General features: G+C 73.4%; 16 protein-coding genes. 7 read left to right on the top strand and 9 right to left on the bottom strand.

The genetic code is table 11. From position 1 onward, the window contains the following. Positions 1 to 40 precede the first annotated feature (40 nt). Complete coding sequence (locus AB0K92_RS24645; RefSeq protein ID WP_365926165.1) at positions 41 to 1,312, bottom strand: glycoside hydrolase family 18 protein; 1,272 nt, start codon at positions 1,310 to 1,312, stop codon at positions 41 to 43. Positions 1,313 to 1,665: 353 nt separating this feature from the next. Between AB0K92_RS24645 and AB0K92_RS24640 the strand changes: the two genes are divergently transcribed. Next, positions 1,666 to 2,838, top strand: coding sequence for an acyl-CoA dehydrogenase family protein (locus AB0K92_RS24640; protein WP_365926163.1), 1,173 nt, complete (start codon positions 1,666 to 1,668; stop codon positions 2,836 to 2,838). Here the strand turns inward: AB0K92_RS24640 and AB0K92_RS24635 are convergent. Together AB0K92_RS24635 and AB0K92_RS24630 are read right to left on the bottom strand one after the other, a co-directional pair. Then, positions 2,816 to 3,061: a hypothetical protein gene (locus AB0K92_RS24635; RefSeq protein ID WP_365926161.1), complete on the bottom strand. Its 246-nt coding sequence runs from the start codon at positions 3,059 to 3,061 to the stop codon at positions 2,816 to 2,818. The genes AB0K92_RS24640 and AB0K92_RS24635 overlap by 23 nt on opposite strands. 562 nt (positions 3,062 to 3,623) lie before the next feature. Beyond that, complete coding sequence (locus tag AB0K92_RS24630; protein WP_365926159.1) at positions 3,624 to 4,064, bottom strand: hypothetical protein; 441 nt, start codon at positions 4,062 to 4,064, stop codon at positions 3,624 to 3,626. Positions 4,065 to 4,331: 267 nt separating this feature from the next. Between AB0K92_RS24630 and AB0K92_RS24625 the strand changes: the two genes are divergently transcribed. The 4 genes from AB0K92_RS24625 to fxsA all read left to right on the top strand — a co-directional run bounded on the left by AB0K92_RS24625 (position 4,332) and on the right by fxsA (position 8,390). Further along, positions 4,332 to 4,772 (top strand): Lrp/AsnC family transcriptional regulator, encoded by a 441-nt coding sequence (locus tag AB0K92_RS24625; protein WP_018548954.1) that lies wholly within the window; start codon positions 4,332 to 4,334, stop codon positions 4,770 to 4,772. Positions 4,773 to 4,817: 45 nt separating this feature from the next. Continuing rightward, on the top strand, positions 4,818 to 6,422 hold the full coding sequence (locus tag AB0K92_RS24620; RefSeq protein WP_365926158.1) for an amidohydrolase: 1,605 nt from the start codon (positions 4,818 to 4,820) through the stop codon (positions 6,420 to 6,422). Between the two features lie 547 nt (positions 6,423 to 6,969). Then, a complete protein-coding gene (locus AB0K92_RS24615) occupies positions 6,970 to 7,773 on the top strand; it encodes a polyprenol monophosphomannose synthase (RefSeq protein WP_365926156.1) in 804 nt (267 codons plus the stop codon). Positions 7,774 to 7,835: 62 nt separating this feature from the next. Then, positions 7,836 to 8,390 carry an FxsA family membrane protein gene (fxsA, locus tag AB0K92_RS24610; RefSeq protein ID WP_365926154.1) on the top strand — a complete coding sequence of 185 codons (555 nt, stop codon included), beginning with the start codon at positions 7,836 to 7,838 and terminating at the stop codon, positions 8,388 to 8,390. A gap of 123 nt (positions 8,391 to 8,513) precedes the next feature. On the opposite strand, the gene AB0K92_RS24605 is transcribed toward fxsA, so the two are convergent. The 4 genes from AB0K92_RS24605 to AB0K92_RS24590 all read right to left on the bottom strand — a co-directional run bounded on the left by AB0K92_RS24605 (position 8,514) and on the right by AB0K92_RS24590 (position 11,970). Continuing rightward, entirely contained in the window at positions 8,514 to 8,888 is a 375-nt protein-coding gene (locus AB0K92_RS24605) for an RNA polymerase-binding protein RbpA (RefSeq protein WP_003977404.1), read from the bottom strand. Positions 8,889 to 9,166: 278 nt separating this feature from the next. Further along, positions 9,167 to 10,522, bottom strand: coding sequence for an MFS transporter (locus AB0K92_RS24600; RefSeq protein WP_365926152.1), 1,356 nt, complete (start codon positions 10,520 to 10,522; stop codon positions 9,167 to 9,169). 60 nt (positions 10,523 to 10,582) lie between these two features. Continuing rightward, on the bottom strand, positions 10,583 to 11,350 hold the full coding sequence (locus tag AB0K92_RS24595; RefSeq protein ID WP_365926150.1) for a glycerophosphodiester phosphodiesterase: 768 nt from the start codon (positions 11,348 to 11,350) through the stop codon (positions 10,583 to 10,585). After that, complete coding sequence (locus AB0K92_RS24590; RefSeq protein ID WP_365926229.1) at positions 11,347 to 11,970, bottom strand: hypothetical protein; 624 nt, start codon at positions 11,968 to 11,970, stop codon at positions 11,347 to 11,349. The genes AB0K92_RS24595 and AB0K92_RS24590 overlap by 4 nt, the downstream gene beginning before the upstream one ends. A gap of 188 nt (positions 11,971 to 12,158) precedes the next feature. Between AB0K92_RS24590 and AB0K92_RS24585 the strand changes: the two genes are divergently transcribed. Further along, entirely contained in the window at positions 12,159 to 13,664 is a 1,506-nt protein-coding gene (locus AB0K92_RS24585; RefSeq protein WP_365926148.1) for a PLP-dependent aminotransferase family protein, read from the top strand. Between the two features lie 187 nt (positions 13,665 to 13,851). On the opposite strand, the gene AB0K92_RS24580 is transcribed toward AB0K92_RS24585, so the two are convergent. Together AB0K92_RS24580 and AB0K92_RS24575 are read right to left on the bottom strand one after the other, a co-directional pair. After that, a complete protein-coding gene (locus AB0K92_RS24580; protein ID WP_365926146.1) occupies positions 13,852 to 15,510 on the bottom strand; it encodes a hypothetical protein in 1,659 nt (552 codons plus the stop codon). A gap of 37 nt (positions 15,511 to 15,547) precedes the next feature. Next, positions 15,548 to 15,742 (bottom strand): hypothetical protein, encoded by a 195-nt coding sequence (locus AB0K92_RS24575; RefSeq protein ID WP_365926144.1) that lies wholly within the window; start codon positions 15,740 to 15,742, stop codon positions 15,548 to 15,550. A 261-nt stretch (positions 15,743 to 16,003) separates the two neighbouring features. On the opposite strand from AB0K92_RS24575, the gene AB0K92_RS24570 reads away from it, so the two are divergent. After that, positions 16,004 to 16,396: an ankyrin repeat domain-containing protein gene (locus AB0K92_RS24570; RefSeq protein ID WP_365926142.1), complete on the top strand. Its 393-nt coding sequence runs from the start codon at positions 16,004 to 16,006 to the stop codon at positions 16,394 to 16,396. The last annotated feature ends 3 nt before the right edge of the window (positions 16,397 to 16,399 follow it).

Here is a 16,399-nt window from a genome sequence, read left to right as displayed (position 1 = left end):
GTGACCGGCCGCCGCCCCTCGTGCCCGCTCGTGCGGCCGGCTAGTTGATGGCCTTGATCAGCTCGCCGTTCGCCGTGTCCCCGCTCAGCTCCCAGAAGAAGGTGCCGCCGAGGCCCTGTTGGTTCTTGTACGTCATCTTGGTCGCGATGGTGGCCGGGGTGTCGTAACTCCACCAGTCGCTGCCGCACTTGGCGTACGCGGTGCCGCCCACGGTGCCGGTCGGCGGGCACTTGGTCCTCAGCACCTTGTAGTCGTCGATGCCCTGCTCGTACGTACCGGCCGCCGGGCCGGTCGCGGTGCCGCCGGGCGCGGACTGGGTGACGCCGGTCCAGCCGCGGCCGTAGAAGCCGATGCCCAGCAGCAGCTTCTGGGCCGGGATGCCGAGGCCCTTGAGCTTCGCGATCGTCGCCGAGGTGTGGTTGGCCGCCTTCGGGATGCCGGAGTACGAGGTCAGCGGCGAGTGCGGGGCGGTCGGGCCGGTGGCGTCCCAGGCGCCGAAGTAGTCGTACGTCATCGGGTTGTACCAGTCCACGTACTGCGCGGCGCCCGCGTAGTCCGCCGCGTCGATCTTGCCGCCGGTGGTGGCGTCCGCGGGGATCGCCGCGGTGACCAGGTTGCCGGACCCGAACTTGGCGCGGACCGCTGCCATGAGGTTCTTGTACGCCGCCCGGCCGCTGGTGTCGCAGGTGGCGCCGCAGGCGTTCGGGTACTCCCAGTCGATGTCGATGCCGTCGAAGACGTCCGCCCACTTGGGGTTCTCGACCAGGTCGTAGCAGGACTGGGCGAACGCGGCCGGGTTCTTCGCCGCCTCGCCGAACCCGCCGGACCAGGTCCAGCCGCCGAACGACCACAGCACCTTGATGTGGGGGTGCTTCCTCTTCAGCTCGCGCAGCTGGTTGAAGTTGCCGCGCAGCGGCTGGTCCCAGGTGTCGGCCACGCCGTCGACGGACTCGGCGGCGGTGTAGGTGCGGTCGGTGGCCGCGTAGGCGTCGCCCATCACGCACTTGCCGCCGGAGACGTTGCCGAAGGCGTAGTTGATGTGGGTGAGCTTGGCCGCGGAGCCGGAGGTGTCGATGTTCTTGACCAGGTACTTGCGGTCGTAGGTGCCCCATTCGGTGAAGTAGCCGACGACCTTGGAGCCGGCCGCGGCCTGCGCCTCGGGGGCGGCGGTGGCGGTGGTGGCACCCGCGCCCGCGAGGAGTCCGGCGCCGAGGACGGTGGTACAGGCGGCGGCGACGAGCGCCCGGGTGCCGCCTGCTCGAACGAAGCGGAGAGCCCGGGGCAGGGCGCGGGGACGGTGGGAAGTTCGCATCGGGTGTCTCCTCGTGGGGGAGAGGGGAACGCACGCCGGTTGGCATGAACGCGAAAAACGCGCTCGGTGATGCGACACCGTAGGAGGACTAGACCAGTTGGGTCAATGGTGCGGACCAATTTCCGCCCGGGCGGACTGCCGGGAGGGCCGCGCGGGAATTCTTGAAGTGAGCGGTCGTTAACCGGTGACGCGGAGGCGCCGATCGGGCATACTCACTGCGCACAGCCGCTGGTCAGCGACTTCCGAGACCCGGAAGCCCGTCCCCGCGGCCGGCCCTCAGTACGACCGGCGGAGCCGCCCCACCCGACGGCGCCCGTCCGCCGATGTGCCCGACACGGGAGGAGAGCGTCGCCATGCCCGACCACGCCCCGCAGCCGGTGGACCGGCAACTGCCCACGGACGAGGCCCGGGACCTGATCTCGCTCGTCCGCGACATAGCGCAGCGCGAGATCGCACCGAAGGCGGCCGAGGAGGAGGACGCCGGCCGCTTCCCGCGCGAGGTCTTCGCCCTCCTGTCCGAATCCGGCCTGCTCGGACTGCCCTACGGCGCCGAGTACGGCGGCGGTGAGCAGCCGTACGAGGTCTACCTCCAGGTCCTGGAGGAGCTGGCCGCGGTCCGCCTCACCGTCGGCCTCGGCGTCAGCGTGCACACCCTCGCCTCCCACGCGCTCGCCACCTACGGCACCAAGGAGCAGCGGGTCGAGCACCTGCCCGCGATGCTCGGCGGCGGCCTGCTCGGGGCGTACTGCCTCTCCGAGCCCGCCTCCGGCTCCGACGCGGCCTCCCTGCGCACCAAGGCCGTCCGGGACGGCGACGACTGGGTGATCACGGGAACCAAGGCCTGGATCACCCACGGCGGCATCGCCGACTTCTACACCGTCATGGCCCGCACCGGCGAGGAGGGCCCGCGCGGGATCACCGCCTTCCTGGTGCCCGGCGACGCCGAGGGGGTCAGCGCGGCGGCGCCCGAGAAGAAGATGGGCATGAAGGGCTCGCCCACCGCCCAGGTCCACTTCGACGGCGTGCGCGTCGGCGACGACCGGCGCATCGGCGAGGAGGGGCAGGGCTTCGCGATCGCCCTGTCCGCCCTCGACTCCGGGCGGCTCGGCATCGCCGCCTGCGCGATCGGCCTCGCCCAGGCGGCGCTGGACGCGGCGGTGGACTACGCGCGCGGGCGCCGCCAGTTCGGCCGGCCCATCGCCGACTTCCAGGGCCTGCGCTTCATGCTCGCCGACATGGCGACCCAGATCGAGGCGGGCCGCGCCCTCTACCTGGCGGCGGCGCGGCTGCGCGACGCGGGCCGGCCGTTCGCCAAGCAGGCGGCCATGGCCAAGCTGCACTGCACCGACACGGCGATGCGGGTCACCACGGACGCCGTCCAGGTCCTCGGCGGGTACGGCTACACCGCGGACTTCCCCGTCGAGCGCTACATGCGCGAGGCCAAGATGCTGCAGATCGTCGAGGGCACCAACCAGATCCAGCGGATGGTCGTCGCCCGGCACCTCATCGGTCCGGAGACCCGCTGAACTGTCCCGGCCTGACCAGGGGCGCCGCCAGCCGGACCCACTCCGGGTCGTGGCGCCCCGGCAGGGTGCGGCCCCGCGTCGCCCAGGCGTGCAGCAGGTCCCGGTAGATCGGCGGGTCCTGCAGGTGCGGCGGAGCCGCCGTCGGCGGAAGCGGAACCGATTCTGCGACGCTCGGGACGAACAGGGTGCGCTGACGCCCGGTCGTGGAAGAGGTGGGGGCCATACCGGGGCAACGCGCCACCGGCCGGACAGGTCACCGGTGCGCGGAATCGGGCGTACGTTCCGGATGGCGCCCGGCGCCCGGAGGCTTCACCGGCGCGCGGGCGCGCGGGTCGCACTCCGGAGCGGATGTCACTCGTACGGCGCATCCGGGCGCGCCGAACCGCACCGGCCGAGCCGCACCGCGGCAGCCGGGGGCCGGTGCCGCGGTGCGGAGCGGTGAGACGGGAGTGCCGGTGCGGCCGGACGGCCGGACGGCCGCACCGCGAACGAGCGGCGCGGCGACGCCGCCGGACCGTGCGGCGGCGCGCCCGGTCCGTTCGGCGAGCCTGCGGACCGGGTGGCGGTGCTGGGGACCGAGCGGCGGTGCTGCCGGGGATGCGGCGGTGCTGCGGTCAGAGTGACGGTGCTGCGGTCCGCGCGGCGGTGCTGCCCGGATGTGACGGCGGGGCCGGTCCACGCGGGGATGCTGCCGTCCGCGCGGGGATGTCGCCGTCCGCGCGCCGGTGCTGCCGGGGGCGCGCCGGTGCTTCAGGGCGGCGCGCCGGTGCCGGCCGGCGGTGTGGTCAGGCGGCGCGGCGGCGCAGCGACGGGACGCGCATCGGGCGGGAGCCCGGGCCGCCGACGTGCGAGAAGGGCTGCGTCCGCCAGTCGAGGCCCTGAGGCAGGGTCAGCAGCAGGGCGGTGTCCTGCTCCTGCGGCTCGAACGACTCGTCCGCCGGCCGGGCGTCGGAGGCCCGGCGGCCGGTGCCGGGGCAGACCGTGAGGCCGAACGGGTTCCACGGCGAGGCGCACAGCGCGTGCTCCGGCAGGACCTCCTCGTCCGCCAGCAGGGCGATGGGCTGCGCGCAGTCCGGGCAGATCACCCGGAACATCTCGAAGGTGTCGTACGCGTCGAACTCCTCGGCGTCGTCGAGGACGTCGGGTTCGACACCCTCCGGCTCGGGCTCGACGACCGGCTGCTGCCGCTTGGGCACGGTACGACCAGGGCGCTTAAGACTCTGCATTGGGATTCTCCCCCTCGGGCTGGGCCGTTCGGGCACTGCGGCCTCGACCACACCAAGCACTGCCCAGCGGGCTCGGGGGGTAATCACGAGAACATCACGGAGACGCCCCGGATCTTGTGGTGTTCGTCACATGCCATGCGCAGGTGCCCCACCCGGCGCCCGTACCGCCCGGATGGCCCAACGTCCAGGCCACCACATCACGAACCGGGTATGACCTGCGCCGCTCGGCTATCCGTGGAGATCAGCCGCACTGTAGGTTCTTGCGCCATGGAGGAGCTGGACCGACAGATCGTGCAGCTGCTCGTCAAGGACGGGCGGATGAGCTACACCGACCTGGGCAAGGCCACGGGCCTGTCCACCTCGGCCGTGCATCAGCGGGTGCGCCGGCTGGAACAGCGTGGCGTCATCCGCGGGTACGCCGCCGTGGTCGACCCGGAGGCCGTCGGGCTGCCCCTGACCGCCTTCATCTCGGTCAAGCCGTTCGACCCCAGCGCACCCGACGACATCGCCGACCGCCTCGCGGGCGTCCCCGAGATCGAGGCCTGCCACAGCGTCGCCGGCGACGAGAACTACATCCTCAAGGTGCGGGTGGCCACCCCGCACGAACTGGAGGAGCTGCTGGCCCGGCTGCGCAGCCTCGCCGGGGTCTCGACCCGTACCACCGTGGTCCTGTCGACGCCGTACGAGGCCCGGCCCCCGCGTATCTGAGCACCTGGGTGCGGGGCGGCGCACGCGGGGCGCGAGACTGTTCCCATGAGTGAGCGCACCGCCCCGACGAAGACCGTCCTCCTCCGCCGCGGAGAGGTCCACAGCCCCGCCGACCCGTTCGCCACCGCCATGGTCGTCGAGCACGGCCAGGTCGCCTGGGTCGGCTCCGAGGGCGCGGCCGACGCCTTCGCGGACGGCGTCGACGAGGTGATCGACCTCGACGGCGCCCTCGTCACGCCCGCGTTCACCGACGCCCACGTCCACACCACCGCGACCGGCCTCGCCCTCACCGGGCTCGACCTGTCCGCCGCGCCCGACCTCGACCATGCTCTCGCCCTCGTACGGGACTTCGCCGCCGCCCGCCCGCACGACCGGGTGCTGCTCGGCCACGGCTGGGACGCCGCCCGCTGGCCCGGCGGCCGCCCGCCCACGCGCGCGGAGCTGGACGAGGCCACCGGCGGGCGCCCCCTCTACCTGAGCCGGATCGACGTCCACTCGGCGGTCGTCACCACCGCCCTGCTCGACCTCACGCCCGGCCTCGGCGCCGTCGGCGACGGCCCGCTGACCGCCGACGCCCACCACGCGGTCCGCGCCGCCGCCCTCGGTGCCGTCACCGCGCGGCAGCGCACCGAGGCCCAGCGCGCCGCCCTCGCCCACGCCGCCTCCCTGGGCATCGGCTCGGTCCACGAGTGCGGCGGCCCGGAGATCTCCTCCGAGGACGACTTCACCGGCCTGCTCCGCCTCGCCGCCGAGGAGCCCGGCCCGCGCGTCGTCGGCTACTGGGCCGAACGCGACGTGGACAAGGCGCGCGAGCTGGGCGCGCTCGGCGCGGCGGGCGACCTCTTCGCCGACGGCGCCCTCGGCTCCCACACCGCCTGCCTGCACGAGCCGTACGCCGACGCCGCCCACACCGGCACCGCCTACCTCGACGCCGAAGAGGTCGCCGCGCACGTCGTCGCCTGCACCGAGGCGGGCCTGCAGGCGGGCTTCCACGCCATCGGCGACGCCGCCGTCACCGCCGTCGTCGAGGGCGTGCGCGCGGCCGCCGAGAAGCTCGGCCTCGCCCGCGTCCGGGCCGCCCGGCACCGGATCGAGCACGCCGAGATGCTCACCCCGCAGACCATCGCCGCCTTCGCCGAACTCGGCCTCACCGCCTCCGTGCAGCCCGCGTTCGACGCCCTGTGGGGCGGCGAGGACGGCATGTACGCCCAGCGGCTCGGCGCCCAGCGCGCCCGCACGCTCAACCCGTTCGCGGCCCTGCTGCGCGCCGGCGTCCCGCTCGCCCTCGGCTCCGACAGCCCCGTCACCCCGCTCGACCCGTGGGGCACGGTCCGCGCCGCCGCCTTCCACCGCACCCCCGAGCACCGGGTCTCCGTACGGGCCGCCTTCACCGCCCACACCCGCGGCGGCTGGCGGGCGGTCGGCCGCGACGACGCGGGCGTCCTGGTGCCGGGCGCGCCCGCGGACTACGCGGTGTGGCGCACCAGGGAACTCGTCGTGCAGGCACCCGACGACCGGGTCGCCCGCTGGTCCACCGACCCGCGCTCCGGCACGCCCGGCCTGCCCGACCTGACCCCCGGCGCCGACCTGCCCGTCTGCCTGCGCACGGTGGTCGGCGGGCGGACGGTCTTCGTACGGCCGGGCGAGTGATCTCCGGGGGCGGCGCCGGAGCGCAGCGCGCCCGGCGCACCGTCGCGCGACCTGCGCATCCTCCGCTCCGACCTGCGGTTTCGAGGGAAACCCGCAGGTCAAACGGCTGTTGACAGGCGGCGGCCCGGGGCCGGTAGGTTCGGCCGGGTCCACCACCGGACACCCGACCGGGGAACGTTCGCACACGCGTCGCGGCGCCGCTGGGTCAGGGATGGCGTACCGCACCGGGGCACCGTCACTGGGAGCCAGGCTCAGCGTCCGCACCGCACGCGGGAGAGCGTTCCGGCCGGTCGGGAAGGTGTGACCCGGGTGGGGCCCGGGCGCTCAGTAGACAACGGCTTTCGGTAGACCCGCAGCCAGCGGGTCCCTGGTCGGCCCGAAGGGCGCCGGGCCCCCATCCGCCGCACCGGTGGCCGGTGGGGCCGGTCAAATCCGCGCATCTGCCCCGCTGGCGCGGAGCCGACACCACCGTCCGCACGCCTTGTCGCATCCGCGCAGGCCGCGGCCACTATGGTGGACCTCTGCGTACGGACATGAAGGGGCAGCAGTGAACGACGGCGACGGGACCCGCGCGGCCAAGGCCCAGGGGAGGCGCTTCGGCCCGCTCGGCACGGCCTTGGTGATCATTCCGACCTACAACGAGGCGGAGAACATCAAGACGATCGTCGGCCGGGTGCGCGAGGCGGTCCCCGAGGCGCACGTTCTGGTGGCCGACGACAACAGCCCCGACGGCACCGGCAAGCTCGCCGACGAGCTCGCCGCCGTCGACGAGCAGGTCCACGTGCTGCACCGCAAGGGCAAGGAAGGCCTCGGCGCCGCCTATCTCGCGGGCTTCCGCTGGGGCCTGGAGCGGGACTACGGCGTGCTGATCGAGATGGACGCCGACGGCTCCCACCAGCCCGAGGAACTGCCCCGGCTGCTGACCGCGCTCAAGGGCGCCGACCTGGTGCTCGGCTCCCGCTGGGTGCCGGGCGGCCGGGTGGTCAACTGGCCCAAGTCCCGCGAGTTCATCTCCCGCGGCGGCAGCCTGTACTCGCGCCTCGCGCTCGACCTGCCGCTGCGCGACATCACCGGCGGCTACCGGGCCTTCCGCGCGGAGACCCTGCGGGGCCTCGGCCTGCAGGAGGTCGCCTCCCAGGGCTACTGCTTCCAGGTCGACCTCGCCCGCCGCGCGATCAAAGCCGGTTACCACGTCGTCGAGGTGCCGATCACGTTCGTCGAACGCGAGCTGGGCGACTCCAAGATGAGCCGCGACATCCTCGTGGAGGCCCTGTGGCGGGTCACCTCCTGGGGCGTGGAGGAGCGGGTCGGCAAGCTGCTGCGGCGGGGCGGCGGGGCACCGCGGCGGTAGGGCGTCCCCCGCCGGTCACGGCCCTTATCCCGTGCTGAGCCCCGTGCGGGCACACTGGACGCATGACGACTGGCGCTTCGACCCCTCCGCCCCTCACCCGGCCCCGGCGCTCCCGGCTGCGCACGGCGCTGCCGCTCGCCGTGGCGGCGTGGCTGGTGCTGGAGATCTGGCTGCTCACCGTGGTCGCCGAGGCTGCGGGCGGCTTCACGGTGTTCCTGCTGCTGCTCGCCGGGCTGGTGCTCGGCTCCGTGGTCATCAAGCGGGCGGGCCGGCGCGCCTTCCGGAATCTCAACGAGGCGCTGCAGAGCGGCACCGCGCCCTCCAGCGGAGGCGGCAGCGGACTGCTGATGCTGGGCGGGCTGCTGCTGATGCTGCCCGGTCTGATCTCGGACGTCGCCGGTCTGCTCCTGCTCGTCCCGCCGGTCCAGAAGGCCCTCGGCCGGTACACGGAGCGCACGGTGGAGCGCAGACTGCGCCGGACCGCCCCCGGCTCCCTGGGTGACGTCTTTCAGCAGGCCCGCATCTACCGCCCCGACGGCAAGGTCGTCCAGGGCGAGGTCATCCGCGACACCCCGGCGGACCCGCCGCGCGAGCAGTACCCGCCGCTGAACCGCTGACCGCCCCGCGCACCGGGCGAGTCCATCAGGGCAGCGCGACGACCGCGGGCGCCGTACGTGAGTTCACGTACGGCGCCCGCGGTCATGTGCGTGCGCTGGAAATCGGGCCGGGCCCCGCGGGGACTAGGCCGACTTGCGGCTGTCCCGCGGATGAACGGCGATGTTCATCGCGCCGGAACGCAGCACGGCGAGCCGCTCCTCGAGGACCTCTTCGAGTTCCTCACGGGTGCGGCGCTCCATCAGCATGTCCCAGTGCGTACGGGCCGGCTTCGCCTTCTTCTCCTCCGGACCGTCACCGTCCACCAGGAGTGCCTGGGCCCCGCAGACCTTGCACTCCCACTCCGGCGGGATCTCCGCCTCGACCGAGAAGGGCATCTCGAACCGGTGCCCCTTCTCGCATGCGTACTCCACGGCCTGGCGCGGGGCCAGGTCGATGCCGCGGTCCGTCTCGTAGCTGGTCACCACGAGGCGCGTGCCGCGAAGAGCTCGCTCACTCATGAATCGTGCCTCCCGGGCTTGTCGCCCACAGGACAGGTGTCGCTGTCGTCGTCATCCGGTCAACGTCCGGTCGGCGGTAAAGATTCCCGTTCGGAGTCCCGTTCCGGGTCATGCGTCGCCGTCGTAGCCGCAGCCTTGTCAACCAGTGCAGTACCCACAGGCGCCCGGTTTGTCACATCTGATCTGAGATGTCACCCGGCGTTTCATCATCTTTGACGCGCAGTAACGGTACGCCTGGCAGGCCAAACGCGTACACTACAGCCCTTTCGCGCCGAGTGCTAAATCCTTTCGGGAACCGGGTTGCCGGCGTCCCCGATCGCCCGTCGTACCGGTACCCGCGCGAGGAGCACGAAACCCAGCACGAAGAAGGCCACCAGCGAGATGATCGCGTCCCGGTAGCTCCCGGTCAGCTGGTAGGTCAGCCCGAACAGCAGCGGGCCCAGCCAGCTCATCCCGCGGTCGCTCAGCTCGTACGCCGAGAAGTACTCGGCCTCCTTCCCGGGCGGGACCAGGTGCGAGAACAGGGAGCGGGACAGCGCCTGGCTGCCGCCGAGGACCAGGCCGATCGCGGCGGCCAGCGCGAAGAACCAGACCGGCTCCCCGGCCGGCAGGAAGTATCCCGTGGCGAGAATCACCGTCCACGCCACCAGAGACCCCAGCACCGTCCGTTGCGCCCCGTACCGCCGCGCCAGCCGGCCCAGCGCCAGCGCGCCCGCCACCGCCAGCACCTGGACCAGCAGTACCGCCGCGATGAGCGTCGACTGGCCGAGCCCCAGCTCCTTCGAGCCGTACACCGATGCCTGGCTGATCACGGTCTGGATGCCGTCGTTGTAGACGAGGTACGCCAGCAGGAAGCCCAGGGTCAGCGGGTGGCGGCGCATGTCGCGCAGGGTCGCCAGCAGCTGCCGCCGGCCGGTCACGGCCGGCGCCGGCCCGGGCGCCGGGCGGTCCCGCAGGCGGCGCAGCGGGATCAGCGCGAACGCGCCCCACCACAGCCCCGCCGAGGCCAGACAGACGCGCACGGCCTCGCTCTCCGAGAGGCCGAACGAGTCGTGGGAGAGGTAGAGCACCAGATTGCCGACCAGGACCAGCGCTCCCGCCGCGTATCCGAAGGCCCACCCGCGCGAGGAGACCGCGTCCCGCTCCTCGGGCGGCGCGATCTGCGGCAGATAGGAGTTGTAGAGCATCATCGCCACCGACTGGGCCGCGTTCGCCACGACCAGCAGAGCCCCGCCGAGCAGATAGCGGTCGCCGGAGAGGAAGAACATGCCCGCGGTGGCCGTGGCGCCCACGTACGCGGCGGCGGCCAGCAGGGGCTTCTTGCGGCCCGTGCGGTCGGCGGCGGCGCCCACCAGGGGCATCGCCAGGACGGCCGCGATCACCGACAGGGAGACCGCGTACGCGAAGAAGGCCCCCGCGCGGACCGGGATCCCCAGCGGGTGCACGAACCCGTCGGCGTCCGCCGCCGACTCGGCGACCGAGGTCAGATAGGGGCCGAGGAACACGGTGAGGACGCTCGTCGAGTAGACGGAGCACGCCCAGTCGTAGACGTACCAGCCACGCTGCTCACGCCGTCGCGCGGCGGACTCGCCGTCCGCCTCCCGCGCGCCGGTCCGCCCGGTGTCCGTGCCCACCCGTGCCCCGCTTCCCCGCCGATGCCGCGCGCAGGGCCGGGCGGCGGCGGGCCCGGCGGGTCACACCCAGAGGCCGCGGTCCTCCATGACCCTGCGCAGTGTGTCGATGTGATCGGTCATGATGCCATCGACGCCCAGGTCCAGGAGCCGGTGCATCCGCTCCGGTTCGTTGATCGTCCATACGTGCACCTGGAGCCCGCGCGCGTGGGCGGCGCGGACGAAGCGGCGGTCGACCACCTGGATCCCCGACTGGGACTCGGGCACCTGCGCGGCGACGGCCGAGCGGCGCAGCGCCGCCGGGACACCCCACGAGCGCAGCCGCAGATTGAGCACGCCCCGGGTGCCGTACGACGTCGCCAGGCGCGGTCCGGCCAGCCGCTGGGCGCGGACCACGCGGGCCTCCGAGAAGGAGCCGACGCAGAGCCGGTCCCAGGAGTCGGTGCGCGCCACCAGGTTCAGGAACGGGTGCAGCGCCGACTCCGCCTTGAGGTCGACGTTCCAGCGCACCTCGGGGAAGGTCTCCAGCAGCTCCTCGAACAGCGGCACCGGTTCGCGGCCGGCCACGCGCGCGTGCCGTACCTCCGCCCACGGCAGCTCCGCGATCCGGCCCGTGCCGTCGGTCACCCGGTCCAGCGTCGTGTCGTGGAACGCCACGAGCTTGCCGTCCCGCGTGGCGTGCACATCGGTCTCGATGTACCGGTAGCCGCGCTCGACCGCGCGCCGGAACTGGAGCACGGTGTTCTCCAGGCCGTCGGCCGCCCCGCCCCGGTGGGCGAACGGGATGGGGCCGGGATGGTCGAGATAGGGATGGCGTATGCGCGTGCTCACCGTCGCAGTATCGCGCGCCGCGGTTGCCCCTCGGCAACGACCGTGCTGCCGTCGGATGCCGACGGGACGGCGAACACCCGCAGGAAGAGCTGGGCGAGCGGGCCGATCGAGACCGCGTACAGCACCGTGGCCACGCCGATGGTGCCGCCCAGCGCGAAACCGCTGACCACGACCGCGACTTCGACGGCCGTGCGCATCAGCCGGATCGACCGGCCGGTGCGCCGGTGCAGCCCGGTCATCAGCCCGTCGCGCGGCCCCGGCCCGAAGCGGGCGGCGATGTACAGACCGGTGGCGACGCCGTTGAGGAGGACGCCGGCCAGCATCAGGGGAACCCGGACGAGGAGGGAGTGGGCCTCGGGGACGAGGGCGAGGGTGCCGTCCATGGCGATGCCCACCACGAACACGTTGGAGACCGTGCCGAGTCCCGGGCGCTGGCGCAGCGGGACCCACAGCAGCAGCACCACGGCGCCGACGATGATCGACACGACGCCGATCGTGAGGCCGGTGCGTTCGGCCAGGCCCTGGTGGAGCACGTTCCACGGCTCCAGGCCGAGCCCCGCCTCCACCAGGAGGGCGGAGCTGGCGCCGTACAGCGCGAGACCGGCGTACAGCTGGATCAGCCGGCGCGGGAGGTGGCGGTGTCCGGGCCCGCCGGGTTCCGTGGTCGCCGTGGACGGTGTGGAGTCTGCGGACCGGTGCGTCGACAAGAGGTCCCCCCCTGGTGGTGATCGTGGCCTGACGCATGACACTCTGTGGCTTGGGATGGAACGTCATCCAGGGCCAATCCCGGGAAGGTGGACTGGTAATCATGGCGCAGTGGACCTCGGCGGTGGGGGCCGCGCAGCTCGCCCGGCTGCTCAAGTCCCAGCAGGACCGCCCCGCGGGCCCCGGCACCCGCCGCCCGCCCGCCTACCGGGCGCTGGCCGACGGGATCCGGCTGCTGGTGCTCGAGGGGCGGGTGCCGGTCGCCGCGCGGCTGCCCGCCGAGCGCGAGCTGGCCCTCGCCCTGTCCGTCAGCCGTACGACGGTCGCCGCCGCCTACGAGACGCTGCGCACCGAAGGATTCCTGGAGTCGCGGCGCGGCGCCGGCAGCTGGACCGCCGTCCCGGCCGGGAACCCGCTCCCCGCGCGGGGCCTCGAACCGCTCCCGCCCGAGGCGCTGGGCTCGCTGATCGACCTCGGCTGCGCGGCGCTGCCCGCGCCCGAACCGTGGCTCACGCGCGCGGTGCAGGGCGCCCTGGAGGAGCTGCCGCCGTACGCGCACACGCACGGCGACTATCCGGCCGGGCTGCCCGCCCTGCGCGCGACGATCGCCGAGCGGTACACCGCGCGGGGCATCCCCACCATGCCCGAGCAGATCATGGTGACGACCGGCGCGATGGGCGCCATCGACGCCATCTGCCATCTCTTCGCCGGGCGCGGCGAGCGGATCGCCGTGGAGTCGCCGTCGTACGCCAACATCCTCCAGCTCATGCGCGAGGCGGGCGCCCGGCTGGTGCCCGTCGCGATGGCCGAGGGGCTGACCGGCTGGGACATGGACCGCTGGCGCCAGGTCCTGCGGGACGCCGCGCCGCGCATCGCCTATGTCGTCGCCGACTTCCACAACCCCACCGGTGCGCTCGCCGACGAGGACCAGCGGCGCCGTCTGGTGGAGGCGGCCCGGTCCGCCGGGACCGTGCTGGTCGCCGACGAGACGATGAGCGAGCTGTGGCTCGACGCGGACATGGCGGGCGCGATGCCGCCGCCGGTCTGCTCCTTCGACCCCGCCGGGTCCACGGTGATCACCGTCGGGTCGGCGAGCAAGGCGTTCTGGGCGGGGATGCGCATCGGCTGGGTGCGGGCGGCCCCGGACGTGGTCCGCAGCCTGGTGGCCGCGCGCGCCTACGCCGACCTGGGCACGCCCGTGCTGGAGCAGCTGGCGGTGCACTGGCTGTTCAGCACCGGTGGCTGGGAGCAGGCCGTGGAGCTGCGGCGGCAGCAGGCCCGGGACAACCGGGACGCGCTGGTCGCGGCGGTACGGCGGGAGCTGCCCGAATGGGAGTACGAGGTGCCCAAGGGCGGGCTCACGCTCTGGGTGCGCGCCGGGGGTCTGTCCGGGTCCCGGCTCGCCGAGGCGGGTGAGCGGGTCGGCGTCCGGGTGCCGTCCGGGCCGCGGTTCGGCGTCGACGGGGCGTTCGAGGGGTATGTGCGGCTGCCGTTCACCGTCGGCGGCGCGGTGGCGGAGGAGGCGGCGGCGCGGCTGGCCGCGGCGGCGCGGCTGGTGGAGAGCGGGGGGACGGCGGGAGCGGAGGCGCCGCGCACGTTCGTCGCGTGAGGGGGGGCTTCGCGCGGCATCGCGTGTGACACGCGTGACGCGTACCTCCGCGTGGCGGGGTGCGTGGCATCGCGTGTGACATGGCGTGCGACACGGGAAAGGGCGGGCCCGCGCGGGCCCGCCCTTTCCCGTGCCGGTGAGTCTCGTGCCGACCGGTGACTCTCGTGCCGGCGGGTCACTCCTGCGGTCAGGACGTCTCCGCCGCGACCGCCTTCGCGGAGACCGGCTCGGCCACGCCGTCCGTCTGCCCGTCGGTCTCGGCGGCCGTCTCGGGCTCCACCGCCTCCGGCCGCACCCTCTCGGGCTGCTCCACCGCCTCCGGTTCCTCGTCCGCCGGAGTCGTGCGCGGGGGCAGCAGGTCGAGGACGGCCTGGCGGTGGGCGTCGCTGGTCGCGTCGTCGTACGGGTCGGGCGTCGCCGGGACCTGGAGGCGCAGCACCGGGCCCGCGCCGAGACGGGCGTAACCGCGGCCCGGGGGGACGTGGGAGGTGGGTGTGGTGTGCGGCGGGGCGCCGAGGACCGCCTCCAGCTGCGCGGCGCCGGCCGGTCCGAGGGCGACACGCGCGCGTGTGTGCTGGCGTACGGCGTCGGGGAGGGCGTCCAGGCTGTCGAACTGCTCGGCGACGACCACGGTGACGCCCGCGGCGCGGCCGTGCCGCAGCGGGACCTGGAGCAGGGACAGCGGGTCCTTGTCACCGTCCGCCTCGGTGACATGGCCGAGCGCGGTCGGCCGGTCGAGCAGCAGCCACAGCGGGCGCTTGGTGTCCTCCGGCGGCGGGTTGCCCTCCTGCCGGGCGCGGTTGAGGGCGATCAGCCGCCGCTCGGTCTCGGCCGCGGCCCATTCCAGGCCGGCCAGCGCCCCGGCCAGGGAGCACTCGACCGCCAGCACGCCGTCGCGGCCGGTCAGGCAGGCGTACTCGCCGGTGCCGCCGCCCTCCACGATGAGGATGTCGCCGTGCCGCAGGGCCTGGAGGGCGATGGAGCGCAGCAGGGTGGAGGTGCCGGTGCCCGGCTGGCCCGTCACCAGCAGATGCGGCTCGGTGGAGCGGATGCCGGTGCGCCAGACGACCGGCGGGACGTCGCGCCGCTCCTCGCCGTGGGTGAGGGGGAGCGTGCGCTGGACCTCGGAGGGGTCGGTGAAGCCGAGGACCGTCTCGCCGGGGGCGGTGACGAAGCGCTGGGCGGCGATGTCGGTGGGCAGCGGGGCGAGGACGGTGACCGTGAGCTGGTTGCCCTCCTCGTCCCAGGCGAAGTGGTACTCCCGGCCGCGGCCCGACTTGGCGCTGAGCAGGTGCTCCACGCGCGCGCGTGCCTCCGGTTCGCCGTCCGGGAAGTAGGCCGGGTAGCGGATCGCCAGCTGGGCGACCCGGCCCGAGCCGTCGAACTCGTACTCGGGGAAGGCCTTCTCCCAGTCGCCGCCGTGGGTGTACAGCGGCTCGGGGTCCTCGGCGGTCGAGAAGTAGGGGACCAGTGCCTCGTAGAGCGACTTCAGCCGCTCCGTCTGGGACGCGTCGGGCCCGTCCGGCACGGCCGGGGAGCGGTCCCGGCCCTGCCAGGCTGCCGCCGCCATCAGGCTGATGACGGCGAGCAGCGGGCCGTACGGCGCCAGGGCCACGACCAGGATCACCGAGGCCACGAGGAACAGCAGGGGGCCGCGCTTGTCCTTCGGGGTGTCGGCCCACTTGCGCCGTCCGGCCCCCGCCAGCCGGCGCAGACCGCGGGTGATCGTGATCAGCGGATGGAGAACGTCGGTGGCGCTGTCGGCCGCCGTCCGGGCCAGCTCCCGGCTCCGGGCGATCTGCGCGCTGCCTGTGCTCAGGATGCGGGGAAGGGGGCGCCGGGCCACTGCTGTCTCCTGAAGGTGCGTACGGGCGGGACGGACGTCAGAACTTGATGCCGCCGAGGAGGCTCGCGAGGCTCTCGCCGCCGGCCTTGATGCTGGGTGCGATGGCCGTGCTCGCCAGGTAGAAGCCGAACAGGACCGAGACCAGGGCGTGCGACGCCTTGAGGCCGTCCTTGCGGAAGAAGATGAAGACGACCACACCGAGCAGAACGACGCCTGAGATGGAGAGGATCATGTGAGTGCTCCTGGTTCGTGGGGACAGTCACCATGAGTACTTCCAGGCTCACAGGATGTATCCATACGATAAAAGGTGCAACTGGGTGAAATTCGGGCGATTTCCCCCGATTGGTCGAGCTGTCTTCCGCTGGTCGAGCTCGGCAATCGGGCCCGACCGCGGCTGTGGTGATCTTTACCTCCGGCAGATCGGGTCATGTGCGGCGCGAGCCAGTACCCTTGCGATTCACCTGAACGGTTGCAGTGAGAGGCGGTCCGGCCGATGAGTGAAGCCCCCGACCCCGAGGTCGTGGAGCTGGCGACGAAGATCTTCGATCTGGCCCGGCGGGGACAGACCGAGGCCCTCGTGGCGTATGTCGACGCAGGTGTTCCGGCCAACCTCACCAATGACCGCGGCGACTCCCTGGTGATGCTCGCCGCCTACCACGGCCACGCGGAGACCGTACGGGCGCTGCTCGCGCGCGGGGCCGAGGCGGACCGCGTCAACGACCGAGGCCAGACCCCCCTCGCCGGAGCGGTTTTCAAGGGCGAGGAGGAGGTCATCAGGACGCTGCTCGAAGGCGGAGCCGACCCTTCCGCCGGCACGCCGTCGGCCGTGGACACGGCCCGGATGTTCGGCAAGGCCGAGCTGCTCGAGCTCTTCGGCGCGGATTGATCT

The sequence above is a fragment of the Streptomyces sp. NPDC052687 genome (assembly GCF_040678395.1).
Lineage (GTDB): Bacteria > Actinomycetota > Actinomycetes > Streptomycetales > Streptomycetaceae > Streptomyces.
This window is presented reverse-complemented; position numbering and strand designations above follow the sequence as displayed.